At 38.3% G+C, this 24,014-nt stretch carries 18 protein-coding genes; 17 read left to right on the top strand and 1 reads right to left on the bottom strand.

The features are described from left to right. Positions 1-119 precede the first annotated feature (119 nt). The 3 genes from H7J92_RS04255 (at position 120) to H7J92_RS04245 (ending at position 4,284) form a co-directional block, all read left to right on the top strand. Positions 120-866, top strand: a complete 747-nt coding sequence (locus H7J92_RS04255; protein WP_221835544.1) for a hypothetical protein — start codon at positions 120-122, stop codon at positions 864-866. After that, a complete protein-coding gene (locus H7J92_RS04250; RefSeq protein ID WP_221835543.1) occupies positions 863-1,453 on the top strand; it encodes a hypothetical protein in 591 nt (196 codons plus the stop codon). The genes H7J92_RS04255 and H7J92_RS04250 overlap by 4 nt, the downstream gene beginning before the upstream one ends. A gap of 548 nt (positions 1,454-2,001) precedes the next feature. After that, positions 2,002-4,284, top strand: coding sequence for a S9 family peptidase (locus H7J92_RS04245; protein ID WP_343228069.1), 2,283 nt, complete (start codon positions 2,002-2,004; stop codon positions 4,282-4,284). Positions 4,285-4,575: 291 nt separating this feature from the next. On the opposite strand, the gene H7J92_RS04240 is transcribed toward H7J92_RS04245, so the two are convergent. Continuing rightward, positions 4,576-5,391, bottom strand: coding sequence for a hypothetical protein (locus H7J92_RS04240; protein ID WP_221835542.1), 816 nt, complete (start codon positions 5,389-5,391; stop codon positions 4,576-4,578). Positions 5,392-6,087: 696 nt separating this feature from the next. On the opposite strand from H7J92_RS04240, the gene H7J92_RS04235 reads away from it, so the two are divergent. The 14 genes from H7J92_RS04235 (at position 6,088) to H7J92_RS04170 (ending at position 23,449) form a co-directional block, all read left to right on the top strand. After that, positions 6,088-6,642: a hypothetical protein gene (locus H7J92_RS04235; RefSeq protein WP_221835541.1), complete on the top strand. Its 555-nt coding sequence runs from the start codon at positions 6,088-6,090 to the stop codon at positions 6,640-6,642. 247 nt (positions 6,643-6,889) lie between these two features. Then, a complete protein-coding gene (locus H7J92_RS04230; RefSeq protein ID WP_221835540.1) occupies positions 6,890-10,198 on the top strand; it encodes a hypothetical protein in 3,309 nt (1,102 codons plus the stop codon). 12 nt (positions 10,199-10,210) lie between these two features. Then, positions 10,211-10,822, top strand: coding sequence for an Ig-like domain-containing domain (locus tag H7J92_RS04225; protein WP_221835536.1), 612 nt, complete (start codon positions 10,211-10,213; stop codon positions 10,820-10,822). A 269-nt stretch (positions 10,823-11,091) separates the two neighbouring features. Beyond that, positions 11,092-11,334 (top strand): DUF2188 domain-containing protein, encoded by a 243-nt coding sequence (locus H7J92_RS04220; protein ID WP_221835534.1) that lies wholly within the window; start codon positions 11,092-11,094, stop codon positions 11,332-11,334. Positions 11,335-11,960: 626 nt separating this feature from the next. Further along, on the top strand, positions 11,961-12,971 hold the full coding sequence (locus tag H7J92_RS04215; RefSeq protein WP_221835532.1) for a LacI family DNA-binding transcriptional regulator: 1,011 nt from the start codon (positions 11,961-11,963) through the stop codon (positions 12,969-12,971). A gap of 10 nt (positions 12,972-12,981) precedes the next feature. Then, entirely contained in the window at positions 12,982-14,160 is a 1,179-nt protein-coding gene (locus tag H7J92_RS04210) for a thiolase family protein (protein WP_221835530.1), read from the top strand. 113 nt (positions 14,161-14,273) lie between these two features. Continuing rightward, entirely contained in the window at positions 14,274-15,014 is a 741-nt protein-coding gene (gene fabG / locus H7J92_RS04205) for a 3-oxoacyl-ACP reductase FabG (protein ID WP_221835526.1), read from the top strand. A 21-nt stretch (positions 15,015-15,035) separates the two neighbouring features. Beyond that, entirely contained in the window at positions 15,036-15,908 is an 873-nt protein-coding gene (locus tag H7J92_RS04200; protein WP_281422258.1) for a 3-hydroxyacyl-CoA dehydrogenase family protein, read from the top strand. Between the two features lie 135 nt (positions 15,909-16,043). Then, entirely contained in the window at positions 16,044-17,066 is a 1,023-nt protein-coding gene (locus H7J92_RS04195) for a DctP family TRAP transporter solute-binding subunit (protein ID WP_221835517.1), read from the top strand. 84 nt (positions 17,067-17,150) lie between these two features. After that, positions 17,151-17,645, top strand: coding sequence for a TRAP transporter small permease (locus H7J92_RS04190; protein WP_221835515.1), 495 nt, complete (start codon positions 17,151-17,153; stop codon positions 17,643-17,645). Position 17,646: 1 nt separating this feature from the next. Continuing rightward, positions 17,647-18,909, top strand: a complete 1,263-nt coding sequence (locus tag H7J92_RS04185) for a TRAP transporter large permease (RefSeq protein ID WP_221835513.1) — start codon at positions 17,647-17,649, stop codon at positions 18,907-18,909. 106 nt (positions 18,910-19,015) lie between these two features. Then, entirely contained in the window at positions 19,016-20,614 is a 1,599-nt protein-coding gene (locus tag H7J92_RS04180) for an acyl CoA:acetate/3-ketoacid CoA transferase (protein WP_221835511.1), read from the top strand. Between the two features lie 67 nt (positions 20,615-20,681). Beyond that, positions 20,682-21,845 (top strand): glycerate kinase, encoded by a 1,164-nt coding sequence (locus H7J92_RS04175; RefSeq protein ID WP_221835509.1) that lies wholly within the window; start codon positions 20,682-20,684, stop codon positions 21,843-21,845. 380 nt (positions 21,846-22,225) lie between these two features. Further along, positions 22,226-23,449 carry an MFS transporter gene (locus tag H7J92_RS04170; RefSeq protein ID WP_221835507.1) on the top strand — a complete coding sequence of 408 codons (1,224 nt, stop codon included), beginning with the start codon at positions 22,226-22,228 and terminating at the stop codon, positions 23,447-23,449. Positions 23,450-24,014: the final 565 nt, after the last annotated feature.

The raw sequence follows: 24,014 nt of genomic DNA, 5'->3' as shown, positions 1-24,014 counted from the left end.
AGAATAATGAGTATTTACAGGTCTAGTAATCTGACACAACAGTGGGAGATTGTGCAATACTTGTGGGTGTATTATTTATGGAAGGTTTTTTTTATGAAAAGGGGTAGGAGAGATGTTCAATGAACAGGAAAAAAAGAATACGGGTGAATATGTTGTATGGAGTTTTATTCGCAATGCTTATCGGTATTGGCGGCTGTGCAAACTCAGAAAAGGCAGAAGAAGAGCAGGCGGACCTAGAACCGGCAGCAGTCTCGGCAAAAGAAGATATGCAGAAAGAAGAGACAAGACAGGAAGTACGTCAGCCGATCCATGTAAAAAAGACGGATACTTCGCAGGCTATTTCGGAACTAGAAAATCAAGCCGTCTTCACGGACAAAGTATCTTATGAAGAAAAAGAAGTCCGACTGTTCGTTTTGCCTGCGGATAAAGAAAAAATACAGATGGTGGCGGCTGACGAAGGGTCTGCTTTCGGACAACCAGGAGATCAGCGTTATGAAGGAGAGCTGCTATTCTACTTAGCGGATGCAGCAGGTGAAGAAGCGTATTTGCAAGACACGGATTCGACTTCCTATTTGCTGAATTTATCGAATGATCCTTTTACTGTGCAGAAAGTAGGTAGCCAGTCTATTCTGCAGATCGCTGAAATTGTTCAATCGAATGGCAGGGAGCTGTCTTTATTTGTGCTCGATCAAGGACTTTTGCACGCTGTCTCGGTAGATGAGGAGCAGGTGCTTTACGCCAGTACAGATAAAGTGAAAGTGGTGGAGGACCGGTATCTCCAAACATATCAGTATTTCAACGGCGAACCGCTCGGCTGGCAGTTTCAGACGTATGAGTGGCATCCTGATGAAAAAAATTTTCCTTGATCAATGAAAGGGAGCTATTCATTGAGGATGAATGGAAGGAAGACAGTGATTGGTACGGCGAGGGATTCGCAGACGAAATGTTTGATACGTTTAAAGGTCTTATTGACAAATGGCACAAAATTGACAGCTATGTTGACCAATTCCCATACCGTACATTTCCTGATGATTTGGCAGATCGGTTGAAAAACGGATACATTCTAGACGAGCAGTTGAAAGTCGGGCAGCCCATGACGGCTTACGAAGCTAAATATCCTTTGCATCTCGGTGAATACGAGGCAGAAGGCGGATCGTATTTTTCCTTTCCGGACGGCCAAAATGTTTTCCATGACGACTATAACGGTAACGTCTACGGTATTGAGTTGAGAGGTTCCTACTACAAGGATTCAACTTCCAGACTGAAGCAGTTATTAGGAGAGCCCGTCAGTGATTCTGCAGATTATCCAATGAGTGATGAGGAAAAAGAAGCAATAGCCGGCTCGAATTATGATACCGGTGATATTTTGGATTATGAAATAGGCGGGTATCATGTGAAGGTGGAATATGAAGGCGAAGAGATTATCGGTATTTATTTGCATGGAGGTGGGTGAATGTTTAAGACATGTATTAGCTCCTTACGAGGATCAGACGCAATTAAGCGAAAAGTACTGCATGTTATTAACTTGTCTGTTTGCCTATTAATAGACTGTGAAAGAGATTATGAAGAAACAGCCAATTGTCCCTCGGGATAGTTGGCTGTTTTCCGTTTCAATTCAACTTTATCTCATCTATTAACTTTTTCATCCGCTGATCCCGATAAGTTCAGTTTTTTGAAAAATGCCTGCCCATTACCACTTCCAATGTAACCGACGATGCAGATATATGCTGAATAGTGTCCGGATAATTTGGGAGACTAAAGATCAAGTACATGATCTGCCACATAAATCTGCATACTGAGAGAGAAACAAAATTAGCAATCATCAAATGCTGATTATCAGGTATCTCTCGGTCTCTATCCTCCTTTTAAAAACTTAACCAAAATCCAGTGAAACCAAAGGTCATTCAATTCGTAATTGATGTAATAGTTCATTTATTCAATTGACTTTCCGAGGAATACAAGTGTACTATTTATTTAATACAGTAAAGGGGGAATTTACCAGTGAAAAAACAAGCATTACTTGGAGTGATGGCTTCAGCGCTTCTCATGTCCTATCCATTAGGAGCACAAGCCAACGATTCGGTTCGTAGCATTGATCCGGAAACTGTACGTATTGCCGAAAACGTAAAAGCGGAGGCGCCCGTAACCACCGCTAAGTTTTTCCAAGCTGCTTTGGATGAACTGACGTATCAGCACGGATCGAAGGAAATGAGAGAGGAAATTGCCAAGCGTTGGACTGGAGAGACTATCAGAGCCGGGTCTGAAAAAGAAATTACCAAAGGTGAAATTTCTAAAATACTAATTCGGGCTTTAGGCATCGAGGAAAAGGAAAAGACGGCCTCCGATTACTTGGAATCCGCCAAGATTCATAGACTTATTAAAGTCTCCAGCCAATTAAATGAAACGGTTACAGCAGAGGACATGGAAGTGATCCTCAAGAATGCAAAACAGTACAAAGGTATCGATGACAAAGGGGTAAGTGAAATTTCGGTCGAAGATTTCATGAAAAACCCTGGAGATTTCGGTTATGAAATGTCGCCGGATGGAGAGTATATTTCATACAGTTCCGAGTGGGAAGGCCGTATGAATGTCTTTGTTAAAAAGATGCACGGTGAGGACGAGCCTATTCGTGTAACAAGCTCAAAAGATCGGGACGTTGCTGCATCGTTTTGGAAAGATGACAATATTTTATATGTAAAAGATAATGGCGGTGATGAAAATTATCATATTTATTCATCCGACTTTAACGGACAGAAAGAACGTGACTTAACTCCATATCCCGGTGTCCGTGTAGAAATGATCAGTAATTTGACAGGTGTCAAAGATGAAATCCTTATCGGCATGAATAAAGAAAATCCGACGGTCTTTGATGTGTACCGGCTAAATATTAAAACTGGTGATCTGGAACATGTAGCGAAAAATCCGGGGAACATCGCCGGTTGGCTTGCAGACCATGACGGCAAGATCCGAATCGCGCTCGAGTCAGACGGGGTTGATAGTACGGTTCTGTATCGTGAAACGGAAAAGGATGTATTTAAACCACTTGTCCAGACGGAAAAAGGAGACATGATTTCACCGATTGCTTTTTCGAAAGATAACCAATCGATTTATGCATTGTCCAATAAGGATCGGGATAAGACGGAATTGGTCGTTCTTGATTTGAAGGCAAACGAAAAAGTCATTCATTCCAACCCGCAGGTCGATATTTTGGGAGCGGTGTATGATCCAGTGAAAGACGCCATTTTGGCAAGCGTCTATATGACAGATAAAATTCACTACGAGTTCTTTGATAAGGAATTGGAAAATATCTTCAATGATTTAAAAGAGAAACTGAACGTCGATGAAAGTCAGTTATCGATCGAAGATTACAATAAAGAAATGAGCAAGTTTATTGTAGCGGTGTCGGGTGACAAAGAATATGGAACCTATTATTACTACGACGCAGAAACGAAAGAACTGACGAAATTGACGGAGCTGGCACCATGGATCGATCGGGATTCGCTGGCGGATATGCATCCGATTTCGTATAAGAGCCGGGACGGTCTCACGATCCATGGTTATTTAACGTTGCCGAAGAATAAGAAAGCTGAGCAATTGCCGTTAATTGTAAATCCGCATGGCGGCCCTTGGGCACGTGATATGTGGGGCTATAATCCGGAAGTACAGCTGCTTGCCAATCGCGGATATGCAGTTCTCCAAGTAAACTTCCGGTCTTCCACAGGATACGGAAAGGAATTCATGGATGCGGGCAATAAACAATGGGGATTAAAAATCCAGGATGACATAACAGACGGTGTTCAATGGGCTATCGATCAAGGCATTGCGGATCCTGACCGAATTGGTATTTACGGAGCATCGTTCGGAGGCTATGCTACACTGGCGGGCATTACGTTCACTCCTGATTTATATGCAGCGGCCGTGGACTATGTCGGAGTCTCCAATTTATTTACACTGCTCGATACGATCCCGCCGTATTGGGAAACGATGAGAAATAATCTTTACAACCGAGTTGGCCACCCTGAAGAAGATAAAAAATTACTGGAAGCCGTCTCTCCTGTATTCCACGCCGATAAAATCAAAACGCCTCTGTTTGTTGCCCAAGGTGCAAACGACCCTCGAGTCAACAAGGCAGAATCTGATCAAATCGTGGAGGCGTTGAAGAAGAGAGGCATCGATGTCGAATACATGTTAAAAGATAATGAAGGACACGGATTCCAGAATGAAGAAAACCGTATTGAATTTTATCATGCGATGATTGAGTTTTTAGATAAGCATTTGAAGTGAGATAAAGGTACTTGTCTGAGTTTAAACTGTACCCTTTGTAAAGGACAGTTAAAAAAGCCTATGCTAGTTGTTGAAGTTGCTGCCTATATTTTGAAGGCGGCAACTTTTTTAAATTCCATTGTCCATGATAGATTCGCAAGTACCAGGTTCCCACACAATTAATCGGGTACGAAGCAGAGGCACCAGTTCCGCACACTATTCACCCCGAGATTAAACTAAAGAAATATTAAACACCGTCGAACGAGATGTAAAAATAACGTATTCATTCGTAATTAATCGCACGAACTGCTTCTAAAACAAACATTGCGACGTATCTAAATGCTCTCCCAACCCATCAACCGAAACCGAATACTCCTGATAAATATCGCCAAACAGCGCTTTATCAATCAACTCTCGCAACACACCACTAAAATACCCCGGCAAATTACGGATTTTCTTCTTCTTCATCGCCAGGACACTGATCCGCATTGCACGATACGCCAAATCCTCGAACAATTTCCCCTTGTCCTTATGAATTCCAAACTTCAGCATCCGTCCCGTCTGTCCTCTGTAAATTCCATAGTACTCCCGAGTTTTCGAATCATCTCCGGTCAATGCCAATATTTTCATCATCTTCGCAAACAGGGATGTGGATAACTTTTCACCTTCATGGTGAGACGTCTTTATAGGATCTTTAATGTTTTGAGATTTATAGAAAGAAGGTTCGTTTTCTAAAATCGGTTTAGAAACCGCGTTTTTACTGAGCTCATCCGTCTCGATGCCCCTGTCCAAATTCCCCTGGTCATTGATGGGCAAAATAACATATATATTCGCTCCCAGACCGCTCATAACCGGACGGACATAATGAATTCGCTCGATGATCTGCAGCTTCTCCAGTTTGCGTAAAGTATGTCTGACCGTGGAATTCGATATGTTTAGTTTTGTTTCGATTGTTTGATGTTTTAAGTGAGCCGCGAGATATTGCACTGAATAGCAACGTATCATATCGAGTACCGCGCGATCGGTCTTGTTCATTGCATTCCAATGAAGGTCTACATGCTTACGTGCGGCAGTGTCCATTTCGATTTTATTTTGGAATTTCGCGTACTGAGAAAGATAATGTGTCATGAGAAAAACCCCTTTTTCTTTCTATATAGAAAGGAGGGGGCAAAAGGGATACAGTTTGTTTGAATAGTTTTTAAGAAATGTTTTGTGCCTTCTTGGCTTTTGAATTTTTATTCAACATAAAGAAACAAGGGAAAAGAGGCTGTCACAGAAAGTCATTTTCATTCCTGTTTACGACAGCTTTATTTTATATAAAGGAAGGACGTTTCAGGAAGTGGACCAGAAGTGTATATCATAAAATGCACTCGCTTTAATCGGGAAGCGCATATTATGCGTGATAATGACACTCTGCAATAGGATTTCACCTCACTCACAGGCTGCATTGAAATAAGGTGCGTAGAAGAAAACTATGTGATTTTATCGAAAGAAGGAATATAATGACACGACTGGATGGAGGAAGAAAGTTCACTCTGGGTATGGATATTGACGGCAAGACCCAGTAGTAATAGATAGAGTGGTCGATCAACTTCCCTGATGAAGCGGGGCGGATTCTATGTTTTTATTTGCTTTGAAGAGTAGATACACAGGAATTTGAAGTCACAATCAAAGGAAAGTTGATGAAATATAAACTTTGCTTTTATAAAGAATTATGGGGGCTACTTTTAAGACTTTAAAACTATTTGGTAGTTGGAATCTTTAGTCTTCCCTGTGGTATTAATGATACTAGCGAACTTTCAGATACGGTCGAATGTGGAATGGATGGACCAGGAGGCAGGGTTATTTCGCGTAAGAAAAGAAGATATGGGCGGTTTAATTGAAATTGGAAACTATCCTTTCGATCAGATGGTTCGCTATACCATTGGACGGCCGTCAAAAAAGTCTCCAAAAGAAACGATTTTGACAAAAGACTTCTATTACTCTCTGACTGAGGGAATAATGCCAGGAGCAACAGTCAGTTTTGATACTAAACGAGAAGATATTTATAAGCAGCTAGGAAAACCCGATGAAGAATTTGGCTGGAAAGGTGCCAATTACTTACGGTATGGCGATTATGCCTATTCTGTAGCCTTCCCTTTTTCCGATGACTACGATGGTATTTATACTGTATTTCGTGAAATTCCACCATCATCCGATATTGCAGGCATTGACATTATTAGGGCATGGGGAGCGCCTGATGAAGAATCTTATGGAGAAGATCCGTCTAGGGGTATCCAAATACTTACTTATTACAAATACGGAGTAGATGTTTATATGAAAGGTCCTGATACAGATAGCCTTGTAACAGGGATTGAGTTATGGAACGTTGACCGTTAAAATGGCGTAAATTCTTAGGCCAAGATACCACTATCATTATTTTTTGAAAATATTAGCAGGTTTGGTATGACTCATTACTGTGGCATCTAAGAGAATTATCTTATCATACTATAATAGGTAATTTTGCTAAATAAGTAAGTACATATGCCGATATTATAGAAGTATTGAAATTGGTTGAAAAGAAATGGTACGAAAACCATCGACACTATCGACGTTTTCGAATTAATGAGAAAAGGGAGAGAAACAGATGAAATCAACGAATCATCATAAGAAAAGATGGAGAACTATTCTAATTCCTATTTTAGCAGTGATCGTTATGTTTTCAACGACTATGCCGGGATTGGCATTGGCTGTGGATGCTGGGGAGACAGAAGTTAAAAGTGCAACAAAAGTAAATGGGAGTGCTGCTATTATTACTGAGCAAAAAATAAATTCGGCATCTTCAAGTATAGAGGTTGAGCTGACATTGGAAGATGAAATGTGGGCAAGCGACATTCTATCAAAAAAACAAGTTTTATTGGATGGTATAAGTGCAGACAAGGAAATGTCTATTTGGGATGATTATAAAAGTAATATCACTATTAAAAAGAATTCATCCGGACAGGACATACTGGATGATGTGAATAGAAAAACTTTAACTTTAGTTCTACCAAATAATGCATCCAACTTATCTCCATTTTATGAGATAGCCGAAAATCAAACTATAACTATTGATCTCTCTCCTATCTTAATTGAGAAATGGCCTGGCACAGTACAATCAAAGGAATTTACAATCTATGCTACGCCTCATATTTCATTGGGAGGAAATATTGAAAAGGGAACTACCTTAGCAGATCTCAAAAAAGGTGGAAAGGAAATCGAAGTTTCATTAGTGAATGCGGCATGGGATGAAAGTAAAATATCAGAAGTAACTCATTTCAACGCTTTTTTAGAAAGTTTTACAATCAATTCAGTTACCTGGGACGTTGCAAAAAATTTAAAGAACACAGATCCAAACAAAGTAGTTTCATTTTCGGATGATATGCGAACACTAAAACTTAAATTACCACCTCTTCCTAACATCGTTGAATTTGGAGAGGTTTCATTTAAACTCAATAAAAGTGGTTCGGTTCCACTTTATATTGTGGATAAATTAGATCTGGATGGAAATGTAGATATGACAAATGGGGAAGAATTGATTGGTCATTCCATTGATACGGAACCTATGGAATTTAAGATAAGTAATCCAGGGACCCCTTCACTTGATATTACTCCTCTTTCTACATCAAAAGAATTTGAACTTAAAACCAACAGTAATACATTACAACTTACACTTCATAATACCAAATGGGATGTTGGTACAGAAGCCAAGAAGCGGGTATTAATCGATTCACTTTCTACAAAAGATCAGCCGGAAGAGTTAAATAAAATAAAAGAAGCTATGGTTGAATCCGTCAAAAATTCAAGTAATTGGACAGTCGATAATACAACGCTTAACACTAGCACTTTAACAATTACTTATCCGGCGGTAGATGGCTCATACTCACTCCAAAAGGATCAAACCATCACGTTAAAAGTCCCACACCAACTTTTAGAAAATGATGTGAAACTTGCTGACGCGAAATTTACAATTACAGCACAGCCGAAAGTATTGATCTCGGGAAGCGCAACTTCTATAACTTCCACCGATCTTGCAAAAGGCGGAAAAACAATCAACGTTACATTAGTGAATGCGACTTGGGAAAATGATATTGCAACGAATACGGGAAAAAGAGAGGATTTAATAGATGCTTTCACATGGTCAGGGACAATGGGAGATGAGGTCAAAGCAAAAGCTACTGTCAAGCGTACAAACGATAAGACAGTTGTAATTACCTTGCCTAGTATAACCGGAAAGGTTTCCACCGATATACCTTTTAAACCTGAAAACTTAGAAAGTCCGTCTAAGTTAGTAAATTATGACCCTGCTATAGGCGGTAGTTTAGTACTTACCGTTCAAGATAAAGCAATAGAAATCGAGGAAGTAGATATTCCTATCCCAACCGTTTCCGGCTCAATTACTGCCAACACAAATGAATTTGATATCGCAAATGGCGGTAAAGAAATTACATTAACATTGAAGAATGAAGCATGGGTAAAAACGCTAAGTTCTGGCGACGTAATAATCACTAAAAATGGTACTTCTGAAAAGTTAGTTGTATCCTCCTTTAAACGCGTTAGTGATACAGTGGCTAAAGTGATACTACAAGCGGATTCTACCTTCGTTTTAACAGAAGATGCAACGTTCGATATTGAAATTTTGTCGGAAGCGGTAACGGTGTCGCCCAATGATATCAAGGTGCCTTCCGCTTTCAAAGTATCCGCAGTAACAGCTGAGTTATCTGGAACCGCTCAAAAAGGTTTGGATGCACAAGAAGTCCAAAAAGGCGGAAAAACAATTATCATTACATTGAAAAACGCTGAATTCGATTCCTCAGAAACACCTACCTTTGCAGATATTTTAGAAAGTGGACACCCTTGGAATCAAGTAGGAACGTCAAATGATATTCAGGTTAGTAAAAATAAATTGACAATTAAATTGCCTGCCGTGCCGAACTATAGCTCAAATGGTGTATTTGAAGTGAAAGTTCCTTATAAACTCATAAAAGACGCACCAAGCAATGGCGTTAAAGACGCTGGTAAAATCACTGTCGGTGCTATAGCTGGTGTAACGGTTAACGCTACAAACTTTACGGAAGGCGGTATCAAAAAAGGTGAAAGTTCTATTAGGCTAACACTGAATTCGGCAAATTGGGACCCTTCTATTGCAACCGTGAAGAGTAAAAAATCAGCTTTATTAAAAGGTTTTTCGGTTACAGATCAAACAAAAGAATGGAACTTGGTTACTTCTTCGATTGCAGATAACGGTATTTTCACAGTATCAGGAAGTATCCTAACGATTTCTATCCCAGCAACACCAAACTATGCAATTGTTCGTGATCAGAAAATTAATGTATCGATACCGAAAAGTGTTTTATCCGATTATAAGTATGATATCCCTGGAAGTTCAATCACAGTGAAAATCCCTACTATGGATGACGATACCCTAACATCCTTTGCAGACGAATTAAGCAACTTGACAGATTTGATTAACGAGAATGGGCTGGATGCTATTCGAGTCAAAGTTCCTGAGAAGGACATCCATGTAATTACGACGAATACGAACGTAATCAATGGGAAGATGATTTCGACTGTAGAAATCCAAACAACCGAAAAAGTAGATACGATCAAAGCGACACTTTCGCCAGGTAATGGAGAAATAGAGATGCAGAAGAATGGTACGAATATATTCACTTTCGTATTTGACGAAGTATATGATGACAGTACATTGGAAATAATGGCATTTGCTTCTGATGGTTCAGAGCTTGAAACGGTTTATAAGAAAATCGTTAAAGGTAAGAAGACATATACAGAAATTCCGAAAAGCCCACTACACGGGTCTTACTCGCTCTACACATTATTAAATGATAACTCCTTACTGACGAATATCTTAAAGTACTATACGCTAAATGATTTGAAAATCGGGATTACGAATTGAGGAAGGTGATAAATGATGAAACTACTTAATAAAGTTGCACTGTCTTGGGTGCTTGCACTGGCTTTAGTCCTGGCATTTGTCCCTGCTACATTTGCGAAGTCTTTTCCTGCTGAATCGATAGAGAACCTGACGAAGTCATGGAAGATCAAGTTCAATCAGCCGGTTGCGACTAGTTCAGTAACTGCGAATGAAATATATATATTAGACGGGAATAAAAAAATCGCAACCAGTCTGATGCTAATTGATGGCGGCAAAACTATAGAAGTTACGCCACTCGTAGCTTATGAACCGGGAAAAACATATAAGCTTGAAGTAGCAGGCACTATCAAGTCTACAACTGGAAAAACTTTGGCCGAAAAAGTATCCAAGTCTTTCAATGTGTTAGATAAGTCGGCTGCCATCCAAGCTATTCAACACGAGTCTGGCGACATAGTCCACAACTTTATAATTAAAGCGAGAGAAGATGTTCATTCCGTGAAAATTAATGGAGTAGATTTGCATTTAACTGGCTGGAATGAATTTTCTTATGGTTTCACTAATTTAAAACCTGGTAGTACTATCACTATCAGGGCCTACAGTAGTACAAATAAAATTTTAGAAACAAAAACATACGTTGTTGATTAATTTAGTAAAAAACACCTTGACTAAGTATGGTCAAGGTGTTTTTTACTGTTCATATTTCACCCTGCGCTCTACAAACGACAAGAGTTGATAGATTGTTCATAGCATAAACGGTTTAAGTAGGGAGAGTATAATGATGTGTGAAACTGGTATGTAAATCATGATATTATTTGTGTTTGATCTGTACAAGACCCCGCCAAAACAACTATCCGTTTTATCCTCCTACAACCGGGTAGTGAATAAATAGAATAAAAAATTGAGGAGGCATTGGAATGAGCAGAGAGCAAAATGAGTACTTTGAAGACCGGGCAGGAACGAAAGATGCGCGCTATCATGTCGTGCCGCACGACGGTGAATGGGCAGTGAAGCGCGAAGGCGAGGATGATCCGATCTGCACGACGGATTCTCAGGATGAGGCGATCGACGAAGCAAAACAACTGGCGGAAGAAGAAGGAACGATGGTTTATATCCACAATGATCGTGGCCGGATTGAGGAGCAGATTGATTTTAAATAGTTCCTCATAACAATGAAGAGTGTACCGAATACTCTGCCATTTAGGTGTAGTGAGTTGAAAAAAAACAGTCAACTATCTTTCGTGATGGTGAAGTGCACCCCAAAAGTTAGAGTCAAATCTAACTTTTGGGGTGTTTTATCTCATCCCTGATGGATGCAACGCTATTATAATCGCTTAAGCTACCAACTTTATAGCAACACCCCAAGCAATTCGAATACAATCTTGACGAAGGATAACATTAGAAAGGGGCTCACTAATTTCCACCCCTAATACTATGGAGAAACCGACTTTATTATCAAACTCCTTGACCAGGAAAAGAACATTATTGGAAGAAAGAAGATCCCCATCATTTATTAATAAAATTTGAAAATTAAAACTTAATTTAATGAAGTTGAGTAGCCATTATAAGAATCTATTTTGTGAGATTTAATCTAAATAGAACGGGTTTTTTTCATTTACTCATGCATTATCATCGGTAGGTAAGTAATTCAGGTATAAGTCTTTAATTAGGTTTTTTTAAAATTCTATAAAAAGCATAAAATAATATTGACAATATACTGAATTTTGTATTAGAATAAAACCAGTTAAACGTTTAGCTAAACGTTTAGTTGAAAGGGAGTATAGAAATGGTAACTATAAAAGACGTGGCTAAAAAAGCTAGCGTGTCAATCGCAACAGTGTCCGCAGTTATAAATAATAATAAATTTGTCAGTGACGAGTTAAAAGAACGGGTAGAAATAGCTATCAAGGAATTGAAGTATCGTCCTAATAAAGTAGCGAGGAGCTTAAAGAATAAAAAAACAAATCTTATTGGCGTGATTGTAACAGAGATTACAAACCCTTTTTATCCATTAATGTTAAAAGGTGTTGAAGATGTTGCGAAAAAAAACAATTATCAATTAATCGTATGTACAACTGATGATGACCCTCAAAAAGAATATGACTTAGTTCAATCAATGCTGGATTACGGTATAGATGGTGTTGTACTTGCAACGATTGACGACAAAGAATCAAAAAGTGTTCAGTTGCTTGAACAAGAAGAAATTGTTCATGTATTAATTAATCGTTCCCCAGAGGTGTATAGTGATAACTCGGTACTTATCGACAGCTATAAGGTTGGTGAAATTGCAACCACATATTTAATTGATTTAGAACACGATGATATCGCATTTATTGGAGGTGATCGATTAAATAGTAGAGAGAGAGAGAAAGGGTTTAAAAATGCGCTTGCTAAACATGGGGTTGAATTAAAGGATAATCGAATTATTAAATGTAACTATGACGCCGAAAAGGTTTATCAAAATGTTCTTCAGTTAATAGAACAGGATGATATGCCAACTGCTTTCTTTGCGGCTAGCGATACTATGGCTTTCGCGACCATTAAGGTGTTACTGGATAAAGGATTTAGGGTACCTCAAGACATTTCAGTTATTGGTTCAGACAACATTTCATTTTCAGAGGACTTCCTAATTCCGTTGACTACAGTAGATGCACAAGCATATGAAATGGGAAGGTTAGGGTGCGAAACGTTAATTTCATTACTAAATGAAAGTGAAAATAATTCCTACATCAAACCCTACCTATTGGAGCCAAGTCTAGTAGTTAGGAAGAGTTGTCAAAAAAAAATGGAAGGATAAGTGATAAAAGATGAAAGAAGTAGTAATTGTAAGCTATGCAAGAACAGCAATTGGAGCTATGGGGGGCGCTATTAAAGATGTCCACGCGGCAGAGTTAGGTGCAACTGCAATTAAAGAGGCGGTTAATCGGGCTGGGATTAGTAAAGACCTCATTGACGAGGTCGTAATTGGTTGTGTTGGGCAAGTTGCTGAAAGCGCATTCATAGCGAGGATGTGTGCTATTGAAGCCGGTATACCTTCAAGCAGTACAGCTTATACAGTTAATCGTTTATGTGGATCTGGTCTCCAAGCTATCAATAACGCCGTTCAACAAATCCAAACCGGAAATGCAGAGGTCATCATAGCCGGCGGAACAGAAAATATGGACCAATTACCTTACTATATCCGCAAAGGACGTTATGGATATAGATTTGGACATGGCGAATTAGAGGATGGACTGCAAACAGCACTAACAGATCCATTTGGAAAATATCCTATGGGAGTGACAGCAGAGGTTGTTGCTGAAAAATTTGGTGTTTCTAGAGAAGAGCAGGACCAATTCGCTTATGAGAGTCAAATGAAAGCGATTGCAGCTATTGATAAAGGTTATTTCAAAGATCAGATAATACCAATCGAAATTAAAGGAAGAAAAGGAGAAACAATAACTTTTGACACAGACGAGTATCCTAGAAGAGGTACTTCAATAGAGAAGTTGTCTAAATTAAAGCCAGCATTTAAAGAAGGCGGTACAGTTACAGCCGGTAATTCATCAGGTATTAATAATGGAGCAGCAGCCTTGGTATTGATGTCGGCTGAAAAAGCAAAAGAATTAGGGGTTGAGCCTATTGCCTACATCCGAGAGCAGGCGGTAGCCGGAGTCGACCCTGAGATTATGGGGTTTGCACCAGCACCGGCTATAAAGAAGCTTTTAGAAAAGGCAAATACTGATCTAAGTAAGATTGATTTAATCGAGTTGAATGAGGCTTTTGCAGCTCAATCTTTAGCAGTGATAAAAGATCTTGGGCTCGAGAAAGAGAAAGTGAATGTTAATGGTGGAGCAATTGCTTTAGGACATCCAATAGGAGCTTCTGGAGCAATTATCACCGTGAAGTTATTAGACGAGCTAAAACGCAGAGGTTTGAAACAGGGGATCTCGACAATGTGTATTGGTGGAGGCCAAGGTATTGCGACTTTATTTGAACTAGCATAAAAGTTTTCATTAGGTAAGGCACGTCTAGAAAGGAAACCCATCCGCAAGGTTAAATTAGGGGTTATTCAAAAGAATTTTTAATATAAAAACAGTTTATTATGGGAGAGAAAACAATGATTGATCTAACGGGAAAGGTTGCTATTGTTACCGGCGCTGCAAGAGGTTTGGGAGAAGGGATTGCCAGCAAACTGGCTAGTTTAGGAGCTCATGTGATTGTAAGCGATGTCAATAAAGAAGGTGCAGATCATACGGTTGCGCAAATAAAAGGAAATGGTGGAAGCGCTGAGTCTTTTATTTGTAATGTTGCGGACTCAGAGGAGGCAAATGACCTAATTAGTAAAACAGCTGAAAGACATGGGAGGTTAGATATACTTGTAAATAATGCAGGAATTAATAGAGATAGTATGTTGCACAAGATGGAGCACGGGCAATGGGATGCTGTTATTTCGGTTAATTTAACGGGCGTATTTAATACAATGCAGCCTGCAAGTGTTGTCATGCGTAATCAAGAAAGTGGAAGAATTATTAACATTTCTTCTGCAAGTTGGCTAGGGAATGTTGGACAAGCAAACTATGCAGCTGCGAAAGCTGGAGTAGTAGGGATTACAAAGACAGCCGCGAGAGAATTGGCTAAGAAAAATGTGACAGTCAATGCTATTTGTCCTGGTTTTATTGACACAGATATGACTAGGAGTGTTCCTGAAAAAGTATGGGACATGATGATCTCTAAAATTCCAGCCGGAAGAGCTGGAAAACCGGAAGATGTCGCAAATTGCATTGCCTTTTTGGCTTCTGATCAAGCCTCTTACATGAATGGCGAAGTCATTAATGTTGGTGGAGGAATGGTCTTATAACACATTGAGAGGGGGAGTATGTTGGAAGAATTATTAACAGTGTCTGTAGTTGGTGGTGGATTAATGGGTTCGGGTATTACACAAGTAGTTGCCGAGTCCAATATTAAGGTTACTCTTCTTGAATTGAATGAGCAGCAATTAGAAATAGCAATGGAAAGAATTAAAACAAATCTGGAGAGAAAAGCTGAAAGGGAAAATCTTTTAAATGATTTTGTACAAGACGCATTAAAGAAAATAACACCAACAACAAAATTGTCTGATATTTCGGAATCCGATTTAGTTATTGAAGCAGTTCCGGAAAATTTGGAAATTAAAAAAAAGGTTTTTCAACAGTTGGATGGCATTCTAAAACCAGATGCGATTTTGGCATCAAATACTTCGGGATTATCAATCGCTGCTATTGGTGCGTCCACCAAACGTCCTGAAAAAGTCATCGGGCTCCATTTCTTTTATCCGGCTCCTTTAATGAAGCTAGTAGAGGTAATCCCTTCTATCATCACAACAGAAGAAACATATGAAACAGCAACGAGATTTATAGAAGTTATTAATAAAAATCCAGTAACCTGTAAAGATTACCCTGGATTTATAGTGAATAGATTGCTGGTTCCTATGATCAATGAGGCAATTTATTGTGTTATGGAAGGAACTTCACCTGAAGATGTCGATGATGCTATGAAGTTTGGCGCAAATCACCGTATGGGTCCTATTACATTGGCTGATTTTGTAGGGCTAGATGTTTTATTAGCCACAATGGAAGGGCTTTATGACGGGTTTAGTGATTCAAAATATAGGCCTGCTCCATTACTAAAAAAATTGGTTGAATCCGGCAACCTTGGAAGAAAGACCGGTATTGGCTTTTACAACTATAGAAAAAATGATGAAAAGGCAGACTAAAGACCAAGAAAATGAATGAAGTAAGCTGGAGATAAACAATGCAATATATGTAGTTGAGGGAGTAAGCAAGTTTAATAAAAAAGTTTGGAAGTCGGCAAAACCATCTCAAATGATAAATTAAAGGGGGATATTTACATGAATAAAGGATTTCTATCCTTAATGCTAGTATTGTCAATTATTTTTATGGCAGCTTGCGGATCTGATGATACGGATGGGAAGGCATCTGCGGAAAATGGCGGAAAAGAGAAAAAAGTAATATTTGATGCAAGTCTTCCATTGGGAGAGGGATCACATCATGCTATAGGGTTGGAAAAGTTTAAAGAAGAACTCGAGCGATTAACTGATGGGCGTCTATCGATCAAACTTCATTATAACAATGAATTAGGTGGAGAACGTGAAGCAACAGAAGGTATGGGAATAAATACAATTGACATGGGGCTTGCTTCCACTGGTCCTTTAGGAAGTTTTGAAAATGACTTTTTTATGTTCGACTTACCCTATCTATTTGAAAGTGTTGAACATGCTTATGCAGTTTTAGATAGTGAAATTGGTGAAGAGTTAGCTGGTAAACTTGAACAGGCAGCTAACGTTGAGGTTCTAGCTTGGTGGGAAAATGGCTTGCGTCATGAGACTAGCAGCGCAGGTCCAGTTGAAAAACCATCTGACTTAAAGGGTGTAAAACATCGTACACAAGAGAGTGAGGTTCAGGTTGATACATGGAGAGCATTTGGTGCTGATGCGACTCCTATGGCTTGGCCTGAAGTATATACAGCATTGCAACAGAAAGTAATAGAAAGTCAGGAAAATCCCCTTGCGACAATTTTAGATGTGCGTTTCTATGAAGTTCAAGATCATTTGAACTTGACAGGTCATGTATATTCTCCTCTTTTATTCATGATGAGTAAACAATTATTTGAATCCCTGTCACTTGAAGATCAAGCGGCTGTTAAAGAAGCAGCTGATTTGTCCACTAAGACTCAACGTGAAGCAAGTAAGAAATTGGAAGCAGAAGCATTGCAGGAGCTAGAGGAAAAAGGAATGACGGTAACTAAGCCAGATTTGGAGGAGTTCAGAAAAGCGGTGGAACCTGTTTATGAAAAATGGGCTCCAAAAATTAATGAGGAATTAATTGATAAAGTACGTAGTTTTGAATACTGAAAAAAGAGGTGAGGAATACTCCTCCCTCTTTTTGTAAAAGTTTCAAGAAGTATTTTAGATCATTTACATACGAGGGGGGATAAGGTGAATAAAGTTTTAAAAAATTATGTCAGAATGACAAATTACGTCAACAAAGTTGTGGGTTGGTTATTGTTTATAATGCTTGCAATAATGAGTGTTTTGATATCTTGGCAAGTGTTTGCAAGGTTTGTTGTAGGTGAATCCTTGACTTTCTCTGAAGAAGCGTCTAGATTTTTGATGATTTGGTTAGTAATGTTAGGTACAGCTTATTCAATAAAGGAAGGCTCCATTATAGCAGTTGACATTCTCCAAAATAAATTAAAGGGAAATATACTTAGTATTTCAAAGGTAGTAATGTCAGTTGTGGGGTGTATCTTTTACGTTATCATGGTCGTTTACGGGATTAAGACCGCTCAAGCAGTATCTTTTCAAACGGCTCCCACGACAGGTCTCTCCATGTTTTGGCCGATGTTTGCTATTCCAGTTGGAGGTGCTTTGATGTTTTTAAACACTGCTTCTGTGCTGATTGAAGACTTTATTGGTAAGGAGGAACTGTAAAATGGTTGCATTAATATTTATACTACTGGCAATATTTTTTGCAATCGGTGTTCCAATTGCCATTGCTTTAGGACTGGCTTCAGCTGGGGTAGCATACTTTGGGGATTTAGCCCCGTTACAACTTGTCCCGCAACAGATGTTTAATGCCACCAACTCATTTCCGTTAATGGCAATTCCCTTCTTTATATTGGCTGGTTCGTTAATGCAAACAGGCGGAATCTCAAAAAGGTTAGTCGCATTTGCTAGTACCTTAGTTGGGCATATATCGGGTGGTTTAGCAATGGTTGTTATTATAACGTCTATGTTTTTTGCTGCAATCTCCGGCTCTGGTGCAGCGACGACAGCTGCAATTGGTTCTATTTTAATACCAGCCATGATTGCTAAAGGATATGATATTAACTATGCAAGCGCAAATCAGGCAGTATCTGGTGCATTAGGTGTTATTATTCCGCCTAGTATTCCACTAATATTATATGCAATATCTGCAAAAACATCTGTTGGAGATATGTTTCTTGCAGGGATTTTACCAGGAATTCTCGTTACATTATCTCTATTAATTTCTGCTTATTTGATATCAAAGAAAAAAAGGTACGGGGGAGAGAAAAAGGCTTCTCCTAAAGAGATAGTTGTAGGGTTCAAAAATGCCATACTATCCTTGTTGATGCCAGCCATTGTACTTGGTGGAATTTATGGTGGAATTTTTACCCCAACAGAAGCTGCTGTTATAGCCGTTGTGTATTCTTTTATTATTGGTGTATTCATTTATCGGGAGATTAAGTGGAGGGATATTCCACGGGTGTTCAAGGAGTCTGCTGTTACTACTGCTATTGTTATGATCATTATTTCAACAGCTGGTCTATTTAGTTTTGTTTTGAATCGCCTTCGCGTTCCTGATCTCGTATCTGATGCATTTCTAGGATTCTCGACTAATGTCTTTGTTTTTATTATCATTGTTAACATTTTTCTACTAATCGTAGGAATGTTCATGGAAGCTGCAGCGGCCATACTAATTTTCGTACCAATTCTTTTACCTGTCGCATTAAGTCTAGGGATGGATCCAGTACATTTTGGAGTTATCGTGGTAGTAAACTTAGCGATAGGACTTGTGACGCCACCTGTAGGCCTTAATCTATTTGTAGCTTTGAAGATTTCCAATACGAGAATTGAAGCTATTTCAAGAGCTGTAATTCCGTTTGTTATTATTCTGTTTGTTGATGTTCTCATAATTAGTTTCATTCCATGGCTCTCATTAGTATTCCTATAATTAATATAATTTTTATCCCGTTTTTTATTATGATTGTTGTTTTTTATGTTCAGGTGAAATATTACCTAATAGTTGTCCTAAAAAATAAAGAAGGTGGGAAATTTCGATGGCAGAACAAATTAGCAGCTTAGATCTTGCACGTGAAATATCCAATGGCAGCACTATTGCTTTGGTAGGTTTTGGAGGGATGGCACAGTGTGAAAAGATATTGCGCTCGATCAGTCAACAATTTAAAGAGACGGGTACTCCAAACGATCTTACCGTATTTCACACAGCTGGTCAGTCAGATAATTTAAATGGTATAGAAAATATTGCCGAAGAAGGACTAATTTCACGTGTAATTGGAGGGCATTGGGGCTTAGCTCCCAAGATGAGAAAATTAATAAAGGAAAATAAAGTGGAATGCCATTGCTGGCCACAGGGGCAATTAACACACCTGCTGCGTGCTATGGCAAATAAGATGCCAGGACATATTTCTCCAATCGGGTTGGGAACATTTGTTGATCCACGTCTCGAAGGTGGAAAATTTAATGAGAAAACAATGAAGATGGATAGCCTTGTTCAAATTGTTACTATTAGTAATCAGGAATTCTTAATGTATCCGTCAATTCCATTTGATTATGTTTTTATTAGAGGTACTAGTATTGATGAAGATGGGAATATTACGACAGAAGAAGAACCATTAAAATTAGAGATACTTTCTGCGGCACAGGCGGCAAAAGCATATGGGGGGAAAGTGATCGCACAAGTAAAGTACGTTGCTAAAAGTGGGTCATTTCATCCGAAAGATGTTGTTGTGCCGGGATATTTGGTTGATGCTTATGTCTTGGCTGAAGATCCAGCAACGGAACATAGACAAACTCCTAATGAGATTTACTCGCCTGTTTATACTGGTTCTTTGAGAACAACAACAATGGATTCCGAGGTACTACCTCTAAATACGCGCAAAATAATAGGTAGACGGGCAGTTCAAGAATTAACGAAAAATGCTGTCGTTAATCTTGGTATAGGTATCCCTGGAGACGTAATAGGCCCTATTACAAATGAAGAAGGTATAAATCAGGATATAGTACTCACGCTTGAATCAGGAATCATCGGCGGTGTACCAATAGGTTCAAATGAGTTTGGTATTGCAAAAAATGCATCTGCCATTTTAGATCATGAGTATGTTTTCGACTATTATCATGGTGCAGGCGTAGACCTTACTTTTATGGGGGCTGCTGAGATTGATAAACATGGAAGCGTGAATGTTTCAAAATTTGGTGGTCGAACTGTAGGTTGTGGCGGTTTTATTGATATAACGCAAGCCGCAAAGAAAGTAATTTTTTGTACTACCTTTACTAATGGAGGTCTAAAAGTTGCTATTGATAATGGTAAACTTCGTATTTTACAAGAGGGAGTAAATAAGAAATTTACAAGTGATGTAGTTCAAATAACTTTTAGCGGTGAGTATGCCTCAAAACATTCAAAAAACGTTATGTATGTTACTGAAAGAGCAGTGTTTGTATTAACAAAAGATGGACTTACTTTAACCGAAATCGCTCCGGGTATAGATGTTGAAAAAGACATCTTAAATCAAATGGATTTTCGACCCAAAATCTCCGAAGATTTGAAGATTATGGATTCATCAATTTTCAAGGACCAAAAAATGGGTATCTCCGAAAAGTGGTCGGTAAATAAGCGTGTTTGCAATGCTACAGTATAAAAGTAAGCAGTAGAGCTTGAGTGTAATTTTATACTAATATAAAAATTGGATATTGAGGGATAAACATATGAAAGTTGTTATTTCACCGGATTCATTTAAGGGTAGTGTAACATCATTGGAAGCGGCTATTGCTATTGAAAAGGGAATAAAACAAGCTTTGCCTAACGCCGACACTGTTCTAATTCCATTAGCTGACGGTGGTGAAGGTACAATGGATAGCCTAATAGCTGCAACTAACGGAAGAAAAGTTAAAACGAGTGTAAGAGATCCGCTGGGAAATTCAATCGAGGTTGAATATGGTTGGCTTGGAGATAAGAAAACATGCGTGATTGAAATGGCAAGTTCTTCAGGAATATGCTTAATACCACAGGAAAAGTTAGACCCTATGAAGGCTACTTCATTTGGTATGGGAGAGTTAATTAAAAAGGCATTAGATGAAGGATGTAGAAATTTTATCTTAGCTTTAGGCGGTAGTTCAACCAACGATGGCGGAATTGGAATGTTACAAGCTCTTGGAATGAAGATAATGAATAATAACGGGGAGCCTATCGGATTCGGAGGAAAGGGACTGTGTGATGTTTCTTCTATTAACACTAGTAACCTTGATCCCCGTATAAAGGACTCAAGATTTTTAATAGCGAGCGATGTTCAAAATCCTGTAATTGGGGATTATGGTGCAACAAGAGTGTTCGGTCCCCAAAAGGGAGCGACACCCGAAATGGTGGAAGTGCTAGAAAAATGTATGGTGAAATGGACTAATCTTATTGAAAAACAAACCGGAATCAGATTACATGATACCCCCGGCACTGGAGCAGCAGGAGGAATAGGAGGGGCATTTTTAGCATTTTTTCCAGTTGAAATTAAAAGAGGTATTGATATAGTTATTGAATATTCAGGTTTCAAACAAGCGTTAATAAATACGGATATAGTAATAACAGGAGAAGGACAAATTGACTTTCAAACTGCGTCTGGGAAAACTCCTATGGGCGTTGCACAGGTGGCTTGGGAACAAGAAATACCGACTTTTGTTCTAACTGGATCAATTGGCGAAGGGATTGATATACTTTACCAATATGGCATCCAATGTGTTCATAGTATTGTAGATGGTCCGATGACTCTGAATGAAGCAATGGAAAGAGCATCAGAACTATTAACACAAAGAGCGGAACAAATGATGAGAACTTATATTACAAAGAAAAGCGATATTAAGATTATAAAACAATATAATTAGTGTCAATTCACTAGCTTAAAAAATAGTTTTACTTAAAATCTATCGAATTGGTTATAACGTGAAGAACCTTTATTATATTGGTTAATATATTAAATTGAATCCCAAATAGCAATTTTATTTAGAGTTTTAAATAGTCCTCTTCCTTTAATTTATACAACAGAGGGCTTTTTTTGTTTGCAAATTTAGATTTATTTAGAAGGATTGTGAGATGAAATAGAAAGCACGGTGGATACTACTAGGTATCGAGAGGAAGTTAAAGAATTCCTTTATAAAACTCTTATGGATGTTTTTCTATAAGATGAAAATACTTTTTAATTTTCATATGTTTACTCTTCCTTCTCATCAAGGGACGAACTAAAGTTGAAATAGTATAGGAGGAGATGAAATTCGCACAATCAGTGTTAGATAAAGAGAGTAAGCCATCTATCTTATCACATATCAATTTTAATTTAGCCGTATTTTGTTTTTGGTTCTCTATATATATTTACGTTCCTTTGTTTGGTGTTTATTTAGAAAAAACAGGGTTTTCTTATTTGGCAATCGGTATCATCTTAGGAAGTTATGGTATTACACAAATTCTATTGCGGTTACCTTTAGGCATTTTGTCTGATGTTTTGTATAACATCAGAAAGAAACTACTAATACTGGGGTTTGCTTGTTCTTTCCTAAGTGGCATAATTTTAGTTTTTTTTACTTCGTTTTATTTTATTTTAATTGCTCGCTTATTTGCTGGCGTAACGGCAGCGATGTGGGGCATCGCTACTGTAATGTATTCTTATTATTTTCGAGCAGATCAAGCGACCAAGTCAATGGGGACCATGCAATTTAATACAGTTACTACACAATTTATTTGTATGGTATCGAGTGGGTATATTATACATTTTCATGGATGGAATCTTCCATTTTGGTTAGGTGTAATTGCTTCCTTGTTGGGAGTAATATTTGTATGGAATATAAAAGAGATACATGAGAGAGAACAAGAAAAGCCAAAGATGTCATTTAGAAAGCTTGTACAAGCGACAAGTAAAATTAACGGAATAAAGACCATCACTTTTTTGTCATTCGTTTCTCATGCACTTTTGTTTGTTTCAATATTTGGATTTAGTCCGGCTATCTCTTTATCAATCGGTATAGCAGAATCCCAGTTTATCTGGTTGATGTTTGCTTTCTTTATTCCACATGCTCTTATCTCACTAGTACTCATGATTTTTAGTATCGACCCAAAATATAATCGAATTTTGTTAATCGCTTGCTTTGCGTTATCTGCTTTTTTTAACATTCTAATATCGGAAGCAGAAAGCTTTTTGACGATGAGTATGTACCATAGTGGATTAGGACTAGCATTGGGATTTATCTTTCCCATATTATTAAGTGAAGTGGTGAGGATAAGTCCTAAGGAATTAAAAATGTCAACTATGGGATTTTATCAATCATTCTACGCCTTTGGTATTTTATTAGGTCCAATGGTGGGAGGATATGTTGCAGAAATATTTGGATTGAGGTCGGTATTCACAGGGGCTGCTATTTTATCTAGCCTGTCTATTTTTGTATTTATTATACCAAATATAAAAAGATGGGTTTTTAACAAGGCTGAGCTGCTATGAAAAATATAAAAAAGTCAAACAATTTTCCATACCAATGAAAGACTTTGTGAATCGCGCGATAGCTCTCGAATTTACTGAGCATGTACATAGTATAGAGTCCTTGTGCAACAAATTATTCGGGTTTTTAAACATTTAGGTTACCTAAAAAACCGTTAATGTTTGTCGAACAGTCGTATACACTTCCGTAAAATAGGGTGACCATCACACCGCTCGGATACTATTCTGTTTTGTATACATTATCGTGCTTGAGAAATTACTTTGCCGATAGAACTACATTTTTTGATATCGTAAAAGTAGTGACTACAACAATTGAATTGAGGATTACGCTATTCACTAACAGAAAAAATTTACTCCTCATTTCTGTCTGTGTAACTAGGTGACAGTACCCAGCCTACACAAAGAGTGTAAACTACGATAACGATTAATGAGTAGTAACAAATAAAGTTCTCTAATCGATTACAAGCATTAAAATTGAAAAGGAGTCGAAGCTGTTTGCTAGCACGGCGAAGGTGAAAGTGATTGAAGACCAGTACATCCAGACATATAAATATTTCAATAGAGAACC

This window comes from Sporosarcina aquimarina (genome assembly GCF_019748715.1).
GTDB lineage: Bacteria > Bacillota > Bacilli > Bacillales_A > Planococcaceae > Sporosarcina > Sporosarcina newyorkensis.
This window is presented reverse-complemented; position numbering and strand designations above follow the sequence as displayed.